The organism is Actinoplanes oryzae, from assembly GCF_030757795.1.
GTDB lineage: Bacteria > Actinomycetota > Actinomycetes > Mycobacteriales > Micromonosporaceae > Actinoplanes.
The window spans coordinates 76,102-89,783 of record NZ_JAUQWH010000016.1; the positions used below are offsets into that span (position 1 = coordinate 76,102).

Annotated in this window: 13 protein-coding genes; 11 read left to right on the plus strand and 2 right to left on the minus strand. The window is 72.0% G+C overall.

All coding sequences use genetic code 11. The features are described from left to right. Positions 1-107: 107 nt before the first annotated feature. From RBH18_RS08555 to RBH18_RS08605, 11 genes are read left to right on the plus strand one after another with little or no spacing between them, the layout of a single operon-like run. Positions 108-989 (plus strand): tryptophan 2,3-dioxygenase, encoded by an 882-nt coding sequence (locus RBH18_RS08555; protein ID WP_306205486.1) that lies wholly within the window; start codon positions 108-110, stop codon positions 987-989. Next, positions 989-2,257 (plus strand): kynureninase, encoded by a 1,269-nt coding sequence (gene kynU, locus RBH18_RS08560; protein WP_306205488.1) that lies wholly within the window; start codon positions 989-991, stop codon positions 2,255-2,257. Before RBH18_RS08555 ends, kynU begins: the two co-directional genes overlap by 1 nt. Continuing rightward, on the plus strand, positions 2,258-3,574 hold the full coding sequence (locus RBH18_RS08565) for an FAD-dependent oxidoreductase (protein ID WP_306205490.1): 1,317 nt from the start codon (positions 2,258-2,260) through the stop codon (positions 3,572-3,574). Further along, entirely contained in the window at positions 3,571-5,031 is a 1,461-nt protein-coding gene (locus tag RBH18_RS08570; RefSeq protein WP_306205492.1) for a 2-hydroxymuconic semialdehyde dehydrogenase, read from the plus strand. Before RBH18_RS08565 ends, RBH18_RS08570 begins: the two co-directional genes overlap by 4 nt. Beyond that, positions 5,028-5,813, plus strand: coding sequence for a 2-keto-4-pentenoate hydratase (locus RBH18_RS08575; RefSeq protein WP_306205494.1), 786 nt, complete (start codon positions 5,028-5,030; stop codon positions 5,811-5,813). Before RBH18_RS08570 ends, RBH18_RS08575 begins: the two co-directional genes overlap by 4 nt. Continuing rightward, positions 5,810-6,688, plus strand: coding sequence for an acetaldehyde dehydrogenase (acetylating) (locus RBH18_RS08580; protein WP_306205496.1), 879 nt, complete (start codon positions 5,810-5,812; stop codon positions 6,686-6,688). The genes RBH18_RS08575 and RBH18_RS08580 overlap by 4 nt, the downstream gene beginning before the upstream one ends. Continuing rightward, the gene (gene dmpG / locus RBH18_RS08585; protein ID WP_306205499.1) at positions 6,685-7,695 is read left to right on the plus strand and encodes a 4-hydroxy-2-oxovalerate aldolase; all 1,011 of its coding nucleotides are present in this window, start codon (positions 6,685-6,687) and stop codon (positions 7,693-7,695) included. The genes RBH18_RS08580 and dmpG overlap by 4 nt, the downstream gene beginning before the upstream one ends. Beyond that, the gene (locus RBH18_RS08590) at positions 7,692-8,432 is read left to right on the plus strand and encodes a 2-keto-4-pentenoate hydratase (protein WP_306205501.1); all 741 of its coding nucleotides are present in this window, start codon (positions 7,692-7,694) and stop codon (positions 8,430-8,432) included. The genes dmpG and RBH18_RS08590 overlap by 4 nt, the downstream gene beginning before the upstream one ends. Then, positions 8,429-8,836 carry a RidA family protein gene (locus RBH18_RS08595; RefSeq protein WP_306205503.1) on the plus strand — a complete coding sequence of 136 codons (408 nt, stop codon included), beginning with the start codon at positions 8,429-8,431 and terminating at the stop codon, positions 8,834-8,836. Before RBH18_RS08590 ends, RBH18_RS08595 begins: the two co-directional genes overlap by 4 nt. Further along, the gene (locus RBH18_RS08600; protein WP_306205505.1) at positions 8,833-9,345 is read left to right on the plus strand and encodes a 3-hydroxyanthranilate 3,4-dioxygenase; all 513 of its coding nucleotides are present in this window, start codon (positions 8,833-8,835) and stop codon (positions 9,343-9,345) included. Before RBH18_RS08595 ends, RBH18_RS08600 begins: the two co-directional genes overlap by 4 nt. Before the next feature lies 1 nt (position 9,346). Further along, positions 9,347-10,348, plus strand: a complete 1,002-nt coding sequence (locus tag RBH18_RS08605; RefSeq protein ID WP_306205507.1) for an amidohydrolase family protein — start codon at positions 9,347-9,349, stop codon at positions 10,346-10,348. 88 nt (positions 10,349-10,436) lie between these two features. On the opposite strand, the gene RBH18_RS08610 is transcribed toward RBH18_RS08605, so the two are convergent. Then, positions 10,437-12,020 carry a serine/threonine-protein kinase gene (locus RBH18_RS08610; RefSeq protein ID WP_306205509.1) on the minus strand — a complete coding sequence of 528 codons (1,584 nt, stop codon included), beginning with the start codon at positions 12,018-12,020 and terminating at the stop codon, positions 10,437-10,439. 66 nt (positions 12,021-12,086) lie between these two features. Beyond that, positions 12,087-13,682: methyl-accepting chemotaxis protein (locus RBH18_RS08615; protein ID WP_306205511.1), on the minus strand; the 1,596-nt coding region annotated here is incomplete at its 5' end.

Genomic DNA, 13,682 nt, shown 5'->3' on the forward strand with positions numbered 1-13,682 from the left:
TCGCCCGCATAAGGCGAGGTCATCATCGTTAAATCGGCATTCCGGAGAGCCCGCCCGCGACGGGATCATGATGCGGTCACCCACCCGACGGCAGCCGAGGAGCACTCGTGGAGCCGCAGGAATCTCTGGCCGTCCGGCCGTCGACAGCAGCGGAGCGCGACGAGCGGTCCGCGCGCAACGGCGGACGCCCCACCCTCGAATTCGATCAGCGGGTCCCGTACGACGCCTACATCCGGGCCAGCACGCTGCACACCCTGCAGCGCACGCTGACCACCGATCCCGGCGAGATGTCGTTCCTGGTGGTCAGCCAGATCATGGAGCTGTACTTCAAGCTGATCCGGCACGAGCTGCTGGAGGCCCGGACGCTGCTGCGCCGGGACGAGATCTGGCCGGCGCTGGCCCCGTTGCGCCGCGCGTCGCTGCACCTGGAGGGGCTCAACGCCGCCTGGCAGACGCTGCGCTGGATGACGCCCGCCGACTTCAACCAGTTCCGCAACCAGCTGGGCGAGGGCTCGGGCTTCCAGTCGGCGATGTACCGGCAGGTGGAGTTTCTGCTCGGGCTCAAGACCGCCACGCTGATCCGGCCGTTCAAGGGCACCGCGGCGCACGACGAGCTGGTCGCGCTGCTGGCCGAGCCGAGCCTGTGGGACGACGTGATCGCCCTGCTCGCCCGGCACGGCCACGACATCAAGCCCGAGCTGCTGGAGCGCGACTTCGCGGCCGAGCACGAGGCGGACCCGAGCGTGGCCGAGGCGTGGGTGCGCGTCTACCGCGACCCGGGCCCCGGCAACCACCTGCGGCTGCTCGGCGAGGCCCTCACCGAGCTCGCCGACCGCTTCGGCGACTGGCGCTACCTGCACCTCAAGACCGTGCAGCGGACCATGGGCGCCAAGCCCGGCACCGGCGGCTCGGCCGGCGTCGCCTGGCTGCAGCGCAGCATGGCCCGCACGGTCTTTCCCGAGCTCTGGACCTCCCGGACGGAGATGTGATGCGCAGCGACGAAGCCCGCAAGCTCGACGCGGAGGACCCGGGTCACCGGCACCTCTTCCACGTCCCGCCCGCCGACGGCGGGGAGCACCCGGAGGCGGCCTACCTGGCCGGCAACTCGCTCGGCCTGCAGCCGCGGGCGGTGCGCGAGGAGCTGCTGGGCGACCTCGACGAGTGGGCCCGCCTCGGCGTCGAGGGCCACCTGGAGGCGGCCCGGCCCTGGCTGCCCTACCACGCGCTGCTCACCGAGCCGGCCGCCCGTCTGGTCGGGGCGCTGCCGGCCGAGGTGGTCGTGATGAACTCGCTCACCGTCGACCTGCACCTGCTGATGGTGTCGTTCTACCGGCCCGCGGGGCGCCGCACCCGGATCGTGATCGAGGACTCGGCGTTCCCGTCCGACAGCTACGCGGTGCGCAGCCAGGCCCGCTTCCACGGCCTGGACCCGGAGGAGGCCGTCGTCCGGCTGCGGCCACGCGCCGGCGAGGACACCCTGCGCACCGAGGACGTGCGCGCGTTCCTGGCCGCCGAGGGCGACACGGTGGCGCTGCTGCTGCTCGGCGGCGTCAACTACCTCACCGGCGAGCTGATGGACATCCCCGCGATCACCACCGCGGGCAAGGCGGCCGGGGCGGTCGTCGGCTGGGACCTGGCGCACGCGGCCGGGAACGTGCCGCTGCGCCTGCACGAGTGGGGTGCCGACTTCGCGGCCTGGTGCTCGTACAAGTACCTGAACTCGGGCCCGGGCGCCCTGGCCGGGGTCTTCGTGCACGAGCGCCACCACGGCGACGCGTCGCTGCCGCGCTTCGAGGGCTGGTGGAGCACCGCGGAGGCCACCCGCTTCGAGATGACCCCGCAGTCCCGGCCGCCGGCCAGCGCCGAGGCCTGGCAGATCTCCAACCCGCCGATCATGGCGATGAGCCCGGTGCGTACCTCGCTGCGCATCTTCGACGAGATCGGCATGCCCGCCCTGCGCGAGCGCAGCCTGCGCCTCAGCAACTACCTGCGGGGGCTGCTGGACGAGGTGGTCGCCGAGCGGCCGCTGGCGGTCATCACCCCGCGCGAGGACGCCCGGCACGGCAGCCAGCTGTCGGTGCGCCTGCTCGAGGGCAGCGCCGGGGCGCTCACCAAGCGGCTGCGCTTCGAGCACGGCGTGATCGCGGACGCCCGCCAGCCGGACATCGTGCGCTTCGCCCCCGTCCCGCTGTACTCGACCTATCTCGACTGCGTGCGCGCCGCCGAAGCGCTCGCCGCGTGTGTGGAGGTGCGCTGAATGAGCAAGGAGACCGTCGCGATCGCCGGCGCCGGGCTGACCGGCAGCCTGCTCGCCTGCTATCTCGGGCGCAGGGGCTACACCGTCGACGTGTACGAGCGTCGCGCCGATCCGCGCGTCACCGGCGGCGAGCGCGGCCGCTCGATCAACCTGGCGCTGTCCGAGCGGGGCATCGACGCCCTGCGCCGCATCGGGCTGGATGCCGAGGTGCTGGCGGACGCGCTGCCGATGACCGGCCGGATGGTGCACCCGCTCGGCGCGGAGGCGAACTTCCAGCCGTACAGCCTCGCCGGCGACCGCGCGATCAACTCGATCAGCCGGGGCGCACTGAACAACGCGCTGCTCGACGCCGCCGAGGCCACCGAGGGCGTCACCGTCCACTTCGAGCACGCGCTGAGCGCGCTCGACCCGGAGACCGGCACGCTCGGCTTCGCCGACGGGACACAGGCCAAGGCGGACATCGTGCTGGGTGCCGACGGCGCCGGCTCCGCGACCCGCAAACTGCTCGCCGAGTACGCCGGCCCGGCCCTCACCAGCGACGTCGACTACCTGGACTACGGCTACAAGGAGCTGACCGTCCCGGCGATCGGCGGGGAGTTCGCCTTCGACCCGGGCGCCCTGCACATCTGGCCGCGCGGCACCTCGATGATGATCGCCCTGCCCAACCCGGACAGGTCGTTCACCGGCACGCTGTTCTGGCCGAAGACCGGGGCGGGCAGCTTCGCCGCGCTGGACACCGCCGAGGCCGTCGAGGAGCACTTCCGCGAGAACTACCCGGACCTGCCCGGGCTGATCCCGACGCTGGCCGAGGACTACCTGGCCAACCCGGTCGGCTCGCTCGGCACGGTCACCTGCACGCCCTGGCAGCTGCTGGGCCGGGCGGCGCTGATCGGCGACGCGGCGCACGCGATCCTGCCCTTCTACGGCCAGGGCGCCAACTGCGCGTTCGAGGACGTGGTCGAGCTCGACCGCTGCCTGACCGAGACCGGCGGCGACTGGTCCGTGGCGCTGCCCGAGTACGAGCGCCGCCGCCGCGACAACGCCGCCGCGATCGCCGAGATGGCGAGCAACAACTTCGTCGAGATGCGCGACAAGGTGGCCGACCCGGTGTTCAAGCTCGGCAAGAGCATCGAGCACACGCTCGAGCGGCTGCTGCCGGACCTGTACGTGTCGCGCTACGAGCTGGTGTCGTTCTCCCTGACCCCGTACGAGCAGATCCGCCGCCGCGTCCGCCGCCAGCACCAGGTGCTCGGCGCGCTGGCCGGGGTCGCGGCCCTCGGCCTGGCGCTGCTGGCCCGGAAGGCGGTCCGCCGATGACCACCCTGCTGCGCAACTTCGTGGACGGCGAGTTCGTCGAGGGCAAGCAGACGTTCGAGAAGGTGTCCCCGGTGACGGGCGAGACGGTGTACATCGTCCCGGAGACCGACCGGACCACCGTCGACGACGCGGTCGCCGCCGCCCGGGCCGCCCTGCACGGGCCGTGGGGCCGCATCGGCGAGCAGGAACGCGCCCGGATGCTGCGCCGGCTCGCCGACGAGCTGGACCGCCGCTTCGAGGACCTGGTCGAGGCCGAGGTCGCCGACACCGGCAAGACCTACGCCCAGGCCCGCTCGCTGGACATTCCGCGCGGCGCGGCCAACTTCCGGGCGTTCGCGGACATCGTCGCGGCGGCGGGCACGGAGACGTTCTTCACGCCGACCGCGACCGGCGGCCGGGCCATGAACTACGTCGTCCGCAAGCCGGTCGGTGTGGTCGCGATCATCGTGCCGTGGAACCTGCCGCTGTTGCTGCTCACGTGGAAGGTCGCCCCGGCGCTGGCCTGCGGCAACGCGGTGGTCGTCAAGCCCAGCGAGGAGACGCCCGCGTCGGCGACCGTGCTGGCCGAGGCGATCGCCGCGGCGGGCATCCCGCCCGGGGTCTTCAACCTGGTGCACGGGCACGGGCCCGAGGCGGCGGGCGAGTGGCTGACCCGCCACCCGGGCGTGGACGCGGTCACCTTCACCGGCGAGTCGGCCACCGGCGCGGCCATCATGCGCAACGCGGCCGACGGCGTGAAGGCGGTGTCGTTCGAGCTGGGCGGCAAGAACGCCGGGATCGTCTTCGCCGACGCGGACCTCGACGCGGCCGTGGCGGGCAGCGTGCGGTCCAGCTTCACCAACGGCGGGCAGGTCTGCCTGTGCACCGAGCGCCTCTATGTGCACCGCTCCCGCTTCGACGAGTTCACCACGAAGCTGGCTGATCGAGCCTCGGCGCTGGCCTACGGCTGGCCGAAGGACGAGGGCACCCAGACCATGCCGCTGATCTCGCGCAACCACCGCGAGAAGGTGCTCGGCTACTACGACCTGGCCCGGCAGGAGGGGGCGACGGTCCTGGCAGGCGGGGGAGTGCCGGCTTTTGATGACGTACGAGACCACGGCGCCTACGTGCAGCCGACGGTGATCACCGGGCTGCCCCCGACCGCGCGCAGCGTCCGGGAGGAGATCTTCGGCCCGATCACGCACGTCGCGCCCTTCGACGACGACGAGGAGGCGTGGGCCCTGGCCAACGACAGCGAGTACGGGCTTGCGTCGGCCGTCTGGACCCGGGACGTCAACCGGGCGCTCACCGCCGGCAGCCGCCTCGACGTGGGGCTGGTGTGGGTCAACACGTGGTTCCTGCGCGACCTGCGTACTCCCTTCGGCGGGATGAAGGCCTCCGGGCTCGGGCGCGAGGGCGGGCGGCACTCGCTCGACTTCTACTCCGAGTACACGACCGTCTGCGTGGACCTGCCGTGAGCGCCGCCGCCGAGGAGCTGACGCAGGCGTACGTGTCCGGCAAGCCGATCGCCCCGCTGCGCGAGCGGCTGGTGACGCCGGGCGACGTCGCGGCCGCGTACGAAATCCAGCAAGAGCAGGTCGACGCCTGGGTGACCGCCGGACGGCGGCGGGTGGGCGCGAAGATCGGGCTGACCGCCCCGGCGGTGCAGCGCGCGTTCGGCGTCTACCAGCCCGACTTCGGGGTGCTGTTCGCCGACATGGCCGTCCCCTCCTCGTCGGAGATCGACTCCACGGCTCTTCTGCAGCCGCGGGTCGAGGCCGAGGTGGCGTTCGTGCTGTCCCGGGACCTGGATCTGGAGCAGGTGACCGTGGTCGACGTGCTGCGGGCGACCGACTTCCTGCTGCCCGCGATCGAGGTCGTCGACTCGCGGATCGCCGGCTGGGACATCTCCATCGTGGACACCGTGGCGGACAACGCGTCCAGTGGCATGTACGTGCTCGGCACGACGCCGCGGAAGGTCGGCGACGTCGACCTGCGGCTGTGCGGCGCGGTCGTCGAGCATCGCGGGGAGCCGGTGTCGGTCGGGGCGGGCGCGGCCTGCCTCGACAACCCGCTGCACGCGGTGGCGTGGCTGGCGTCGACGCTGGCCACCCACGGCACGCCGCTGCGGGCGGGCGACCTGGTGCTCTCCGGCGCGCTCGGGCCGATGGTGCCCGCCGTGGCGGGGGAGAGCTACGAGGCACGGATCTCCGGGCTCGGCACTGTCCGGGCGACATTCTCCAAGGAGGCGGGCCGATGAGCGTCGGCGTGGCGGTGATCGGGTCCGGCAACATCGGCACCGATCTGATGTTCAAGGTGATGCGGACGTCCTCCGCCCTGACGATGGTCGCGATGGCGGGCATCGATCCGGCGTCGGACGGGCTGGCCCGGGCCGCGCGGCTCGGGGTGGACACCACGGCGAAGGGCGTCGAGGGGCTCGTGGCGCTGCCGTCCTTCGGCGACGTCAAGGTGGTGTTCGACGCGACGTCGGCGGGGGCGCATCGGCACAACGATGCGGTGCTGTCCTCGTACGACGTCAAGGTCGTTGATCTGACCCCGGCGGCGATCGGGCCCTATGTCGTGCCGAGCGTCAACATCTCCGGCTTCTCCGGTCAGCGCAACGTCAACATGGTGACGTGCGGCGGGCAGGCGACCGTGCCGATCGTGGCGGCGGTCGGGCGGGTGACCCCGGTGTCGTACGCGGAGATCGTGGCCTCGATCGCGTCCCGCTCGGCCGGACCGGGCACCCGGGCCAACATCGACGAGTTCACCGAGACGACCGCGCGGGCCCTCGAGGTCGTCGGCGGCGCGGCTCGGGGCAAGGCGATCATCGTGCTCAACCCGGCCGAGCCGCCGCTGCTCATGCGCGACACGGTCTACTGCCTGTGTCCTGACTCCGGCGTGGACCGCTCTTCGGTGGCGGAATCCATTCACAAAGCGGTGGAAGCCGTGCAGGAGTACGTGCCCGGCTACCGCCTCAAGCAGGACGTGCAGTTCCGGCCGGTCGACGGCGGGCTGCTGGTCAGCGTCTTCCTGGAGGTGTCGGGCGCGGGCCACTACCTGCCGGAATACGCCGGGAACCTCGACATCATGACCTCCGCCGCCGTGCGGACCGCGGAAAGGCTGGTCGCGTGACGGACATCTACGTGCAGGACGTGACCCTGCGGGACGGCATGCACGCCATCGGGCATCGCTACACCGTCGATCAGGTACGCGACATCGCGGCGGCCCTGGACGCCGCCGGCGTGGCCGCCATCGAGGTGTCGCACGGCGACGGGCTCGCCGGGTCGAGCATCAACTACGGCCGCGGGGCACACACCGACGCCGAGTGGATCACCGCCGCCGCGTCGGTCCTCACGAACGCCAAGCTCACGACCCTGCTCTTGCCGGGCATCGGGACGGTGGCCGACCTCAAGGCCGCCCGCGACCTGGGCGTCACCAGCGTGCGGATCGCCACGCACTGCACCGAGGCGGACGTCTCCGCGCAGCACATCGCGTGGGCGCGGGAGAACGGCATGGACGTCGCCGGGTTCCTGATGATGTCGCACATGAGCCCGCCTGCCGAGCTCGCGAAGCAGGCCAAGCTCATGGAGTCGTACGGCGCGCACTGCGTCTACATCACCGACTCCGGCGGCCGGCTGCTCATGAAGGACGTCGCCGAGCGGGCCGACGCGTACCGGCAGGTGCTCGACCCCACGACGGAGATCGGCATCCACGCGCACCACAACCTGTCGCTCGGCGTGGCCAACAGCATGGTCGCGGTGGAGCACGGGGTGCGCCGGGTTGACGCGTCCCTCGCGGGCATGGGCGCCGGGGCGGGCAACGCGCCGCTGGAGGTCTTCGCCGCGGTGGCCGAGCTCAACGGGTGGAAGCACGGCTGCGACGTGTTCGCGCTGATGGACGCCGCCGACGATCTGGTGCGCCCGCTGCAGGACCGGCCCGTACGGGTGGACCGCGAGACGCTGTCGCTGGGCTATGCGGGCGTGTACTCGTCCTTCCTGCGGCATGCGGAGACGGCCGCCGACACGTACGGGGTGGATGTGCGCACGATCCTCGTCGAGCTCGGCCGGCGCCGGATGGTGGGTGGCCAGGAGGACATGATCGTGGACGTGGCTCTCGATCTGGTCCGGGAGGATCAATGACTTCCTACGCCAATGTTTTGGACGAGGCCCTGGTGGCGCGGACCGAGGTGCCGTCCTTCGGCTCTTCCTTCGACGTCGCGGAGGCCTACGGCATCCAGGAGGAGCTCGTCGGGCGCCGGATCGCGCGCGGCGAGCGGATCGTCGGCGTCAAGATGGGCCTGACCAGCCGCGCGAAGATGCAGCAGATGGGCGTCGACGAGGCCATCTGGGGGCGGCTCACCGACGCCATGCGGATCCCCGACGGCGGCGTCCTCGACCTGTCGCAGCGGATCCACGCCAAGGTCGAGCCGGAGGTCGCGTTCCTCGTGCGCGGCGGGGAGATCGCCGCGATCGCCCCGGCGCTGGAGGTCATCGACTCGCGGTATCTCGACTTCAAGTTCACGCTGCCCGACGTGATCGCCGACAACACCTCGGCGGCTGCCTTCGTGGTGGGGGCGTGGCAGCCGGTGCCGTCCGGGGTCGACAACCTGGGCGTCCTGCTCGAGCTCGACGGGCGGACCGTGGAGATCGGCTCGACCGCGGCGATCCTGGGCGACCCGCGCCGGGCCTTCGCTGCCGCTTCGAGATTGGCGGGAAACCTGGAGGACGACTGGATCGTCCTGGCCGGGGCCGCCACCGCCGCCGTCACCGTCGCCCCGGGCACGCACGTCCAGGTCACGGTCGAGAAGCTGGGCACCGCGTCGTTGAAGGCGTCGTCGCTCCCGGGGGCGTCGGCGCTCGCGGGGGCAGAGAAGTGAGCGCCCTCGACGTCAGGCCGCGTGGGCGCTTCCCGCACGTCAAGGTCGCCAACGGGTTCGCCTTCGTCAGCGGGACCAGCAGCCGGCGGCCGGACAACAGCATCGCCGGGGCGTCCGCGGACGAATTCGGGACCACCATGCTCGACATCGCCGCGCAGACCCGGGCGGTGATCGAGAACATCCGCGAGATCCTCGCCTCCATAAGCCTGGATTTGTCCGACGTCGTCCAAATCACGACCTACCTGGTCAGCATGAACGACTTCGGCGGCTACAACGCCGTCTACGCCGAGTACTTCGACGAGACGGGCCCGGCGCGCACCACGGTCGCCGTGCACCAGCTGCCGCACCCGCACCTGCTCATCGAGATCCAAGCCGTCGCCGCGTTGAAGGGGGCCTCGTCATGAACCCGATCAATTTCCCGAAGTGGATCGAGGAGAACCAGCACCTGCTCAAGCCGCCGGTCGGCAACAAGCAGATGTTCCCCACCGGCTCCGACTTCATCGTCATGGTGGTCGGCGGCCCGAACTCGCGCACCGACTTCCACGTCGACCCGTACGAGGAGTTCTTCTACCAGGTCAAGGGCAACATGCACGTCAAGACCATGACGCCCGACGGGCCGGTCGACGTGCACATCCGCGAGGGCGAGATGTGGGTGCTGCCCGGCAACACGCCGCACTCGCCGCAGCGCCCCGAGGCCGGCTCGATCGGCCTGGTCCTGGAGCGGGTCCGCGAGGAGGGCACCCTGGAGAAGTTCCAGTGGTACTGCTTCGAGTGCAGCGCGCTCGTCCACGAGGTCGAGCTGCAGGTCCGGGACATCGTCGAGGACCTGCCGCCGGTGTTCACCGCCTTCTACGAGGACGAGAAGGCCCGCACCTGCCCGTCCTGCGGCACCCTGCACCCCGGCAAGGGCTGACATGACCGGAGTCGTCGACGTGCACACCCACGTCGTGCCGAACGGCTGGCCGGACCTCGCCACGGAGTGCGGCGGGGACGGCTGGCCCTGGCTCAAGGCCACGTCCGAGCGCGAGGCGATCATCATGATCCGCGACGTGCCGTTCCGTACGGTGGACTCGTCCTGCTGGGATCCCGCGGTCCGGCACGCGGACATGGACGCCGACGGCGTGGACGTCCAGGTCGTCTCGCCCACGCCCGTCTTCTTCGGGTACGACCGGCCCGCCGCGCAGGCCGTCAAGCTGGCCCGCATCTTCAACGACCTGACCCTGAAGCTGACCGCGGACGACCCCCGGCTGGTGCCGTTCTGTCAGGTCCCGCTGCAGGATCCGGCGGCCGCGTGCGCTGAGGTCGACCGCTGCCTGGCGGCGGGCTTCCGCGGTGTGGAGATCGGCAACCACGTCGGCGACCGCGACCTCGACGACGCCGGCATCGCGGAGTTCCTCCAGCACTGCGCGTCCGTCGGCGCGCCGGTGTTCGTCCACCCCTGGGACATGCCCGAGGGGCCGCGGCTGGAGCGCTGGATGGCCCGCTGGCTCACCGGCATGCCCGCCGAGACCCATCTGTCGGCGCTGGCGCTGATCCTGGGTGGCGTCCTCGACCGGGTCCCGGACACCCTGCGGCTGGCCTTCGCGCACGGCGGCGGAAGCTTCCCGTTCTGGCTGGGGCGCGCCGACAACGCCTGGGAGCGCCGCGGCGACATCGTGCGCGGTCGCTCGACCCGGCCGCCGAGCGCCTACACCGACCGGTTCTACGTGGACTCGGTGGTCTTCAGCGAACCGGCGCTGCGGCTGCTGGTCGACACCATGGGGGAGGACCGCGTCCTGATGGGCACGGACTATCCGTACCCCCTCGGCGAACGCCCGGCGGGCGCGGTGATCCGCAACGCCTCCTTCCTCACCGCCGCCCAGCGCGACAAGTTGCTGTCGGGCAACGCTTGGCGCTTCCTCACCGGCGCGCCGTGACCGACGTGGCGTTCGCCGGCCACCCGCGCCGGTCGGCGACGCCACCTCGCCGGGGCCGGCGGCACGGTCAGCCGTTCGACGCGGGCGCTCAGGCGGCGCGTACCTCGGCGTCGTAGATCCGTAGCCAGGTCAGTGGGGGATTCTCGCCGTCCGGTGTCTTCAGCCCGATCTGCACCCGGTCCCGGCCCGCGACCGGAGGCAGGAGCAGCCGGGCGGCGAGGGTGCCGTTGATGCGGACCTGAGCGGCGCTTTCGGTGACCGCTATCTCGTACTCGTTGATCTCCTCGGGCCGCGGCTGCGCTTTCACTGTCGCGGTGAGCAGCGCCCGCACGGTCGTGCCCTTGACGATGTGCACTGTGGCGAACTCGCCGCAGAGAGAGATCATGGTGCCGTCGCCCTGCGCATTCATGTGGAACCAGAAGGCCAGGCACGCTCCTCCGGCGGCGCTCTGGGCCCGCGCGTGCAGCAGCAGGTCACCGGGCAGGCTCGTGTCCGGGCCGGATCCGCAGCCCAGCACGCCCGCCTTCCGGGAGGCGACGTCGAGGACGCCGTCCGTCAGGGAACATCCCTTGACGTGCGCGGTCGTCCACGCCGCCAGGCCGGTGGGCGTGGCTGCCGCCGCCGACGGCCCGGCGCTTCGACTTGCGGCCCGGCCGGGGACCGGGGTTCCTGCCGAGCCGCCGGCCAGGGCCCACCACCCGAGTCCGGCCAGCAGCAGCGCGATCGCCAGGACGCCGGCCAGCAGGGGGCGCCGGCGCGTGCGAGTCGGTTTCCGGCCGGGCACGACGGGCATTGCCCGCCTCTGATCAGCTGACGCCCCGGGCCGGCCGCTGCCGACCAGTTCGTCGAGGATCTGGCGCGCGGTGGGCCGTTGCCGCGGATCCTTCGCCAGGGAGAGCGCCACGAAGGATCGCATGGGTTCGGCGAGGCCGTCCAGGCGCGGCGGCTGGGTCAGGATGCGTGCCGCGGTGGCCGTCGGGGTGTCGCCCTGGAACGGCGTCCGTCCGGTTCCGGCGTAAGCGATCACGCAGCCCCACGCGAAGACGTCTGCCGCAGCCGTCAGGTCGGCGTCGCTCTCGTTGTCGAAGCGTTCGGGCGCCATGTAGGCGACCGTGCCGACGAACTGATCCGTGCGGGTGTGCCGGCTGGTCGCCTCGAACGCCCGGGCGATCCCGAAGTCGATCACCTTGGGGCTGCCCGGTGCCAGGAGCACGTTCTGCGGCTTCAGGTCGCGGTGGATCACTCCGGCGCCGTGGATGCCGACCAGCGCTGTGGCCACGCCGGCCGCGACGGCTTGCAGCCGGGCCGGCGACAGGGGCCCGCCGGTCTCGACCGCCTCGGCCAGGGAGGGGCCGTCCACGTACTCGGTGACCAGATAGGGCGGATCATGGTCGACGTCGGCGTCGAGGACTTCGGCCGTGCAGAAGGCGGGCACTTGGCGTGCCCGATCGACCTCGCTGCGGAACCGGGCGACGAACTCCCGATCGTCGGCAAGCCCCGTGCGCACCAGCTTGACCGCCACCTGCCGCCGGTCGGGCGCCTCGGCCAGGAAGACCACGCCCATGCCGCCCCGTCCCAGCCGGCCCAGCATCCGGTAGGGGCCCAGCCACCGAGGGTCATCGCGGGTGAGCGGCTCCACCCGGCCGACTCCACCGGCCGAGTTGGTGATCATCGGCGAACGATACCTCGCCGCCCGCTCGTGGCGGCGGACGTGGCGTTCAGGCTGTGCCCGGTTTGTTCAGAGCGTGAAGCCCGCGACGAGCTCCCGCAGCTCCCGGCCGGTCCGGGCGAGGTCGTCGGCGCTGCTGCGGGCCTCGGACACCGCGGTGGCGGTGGCTCCGGCGGCCGACGCCACCCCGGCGATGTTCGCGGCGATGTCCGAGCTGCTGGTGGCCACCTCGGCCACGTTGCGGCCCATCTCGCTGGTGGTCGCGGTCTGCTCCTCGACCGCGGCCGCGATCAGCGTCTGCAGGTGGCTGATCCGGCCCACCACGCCGCCGATCCGGTCGATCGCGTCCACCGCCTCGCCGGTGTCGTCCTGAATCTGGCCGACCAGCCGGGCGATCTCGGTGGTGGCCTTCGCGGTCTCCTGGGCGAGATCCTTGACCTCGCCGGCGACCACGGCGAACCCCTTGCCCATCTCACCGGCCCGGGCCGCCTCGATCGTCGCGTTCAGGGCCAGCAGGTTGGTCTGCTCGGCGATCGAGGTGATCAGGGCGACCACCTTGCTGATCTCGCCGGAGGACTCACCGAGCTTGCCCACCGTACGGTTGGTCTGCTCGACGGCCGCGACCGCCTCCCCGGACACCTGGGCGGCCTCGCCGGCGCTGCGCGCGATCTCGTCGATGGCCTGCTTCATCTCGGCGCTGCCGGCCTCCAGCGTGCGCACGTTGCCGGAGACCAGCCCGGCGGACTCGGAGACCGCGCCGGCCCGGGTGTCCGTGTCGGCGCTGGACGAGGCCATCTGCGCGGAGACGGCCGACAGCCCGGTCGCGGCGTCCGACAACGTGCCGGCGTGCCCGGCGATCGACGAGACGGTGTCCCGCAACGACGCCGCGGTCCGGTCCAGGGCGTCGCCGAGCGTGCCCAGCTCGTCGCGGCGGCGCAGCCCGGCCCGCACGGTGAGGTCCCGCCCGGCCAGCCGGTTCAGCCCGTTCACCACGACCGCCAGCGGGCCCACCACCGACCTGGTCACGAGCGTGCCCATCAGTACGGCCAGCACGACCGCCACGAGCAGGGCGCCCAGCAGGATCCGCACCACGTTGTCGCGTACGCCCTCCACCTCGGCGGTGAGCGCCGCCACCCGGGCGTCGACGGACTGCACGAGCGCGGCGGTGATGTCCAGCACCGTGCTGTACGCGTCGGCCGCGTCACCGCCGTTGATGCTGTCCATGACCTTGGCGCGAGCCGCGGGAGTGTCGGCCGCCAGCCAGCCCATCAGCGTGTCGTCCCACGCGAAGAAGTCGTCCCAGGCGGGCGCGAGCCGGTCGAACTGACTCTTCTCGGCGGCGGTCATCACGTCGGTGCGGGTGGCCGCCAGATTCGCGTAGACGCGGGTCTTGGCCTTCAGCTCGCCCTGGCGGTTGTACCCGTCCGCGCCGGTGGCCTTCGCCGCCCCGTAGGCGCCGGCGTCCGCGACCACCAGCCCCTGCCAGCCGGAGACATCCGCGGCGTCGTAGGCCGTGGTCTGGATGTCGTCCCGCAGCTCCTGCAGGGCGCTGAGCCGCTGCTGGGTGCCCGCCTGCTCGCGCAGGCCCCACCAGCCCACCCCGGCCGACGTGACGATCAACATGGTGAGAACGAGGTACGAGACGCCGAGCCTCTTGCCGACGCT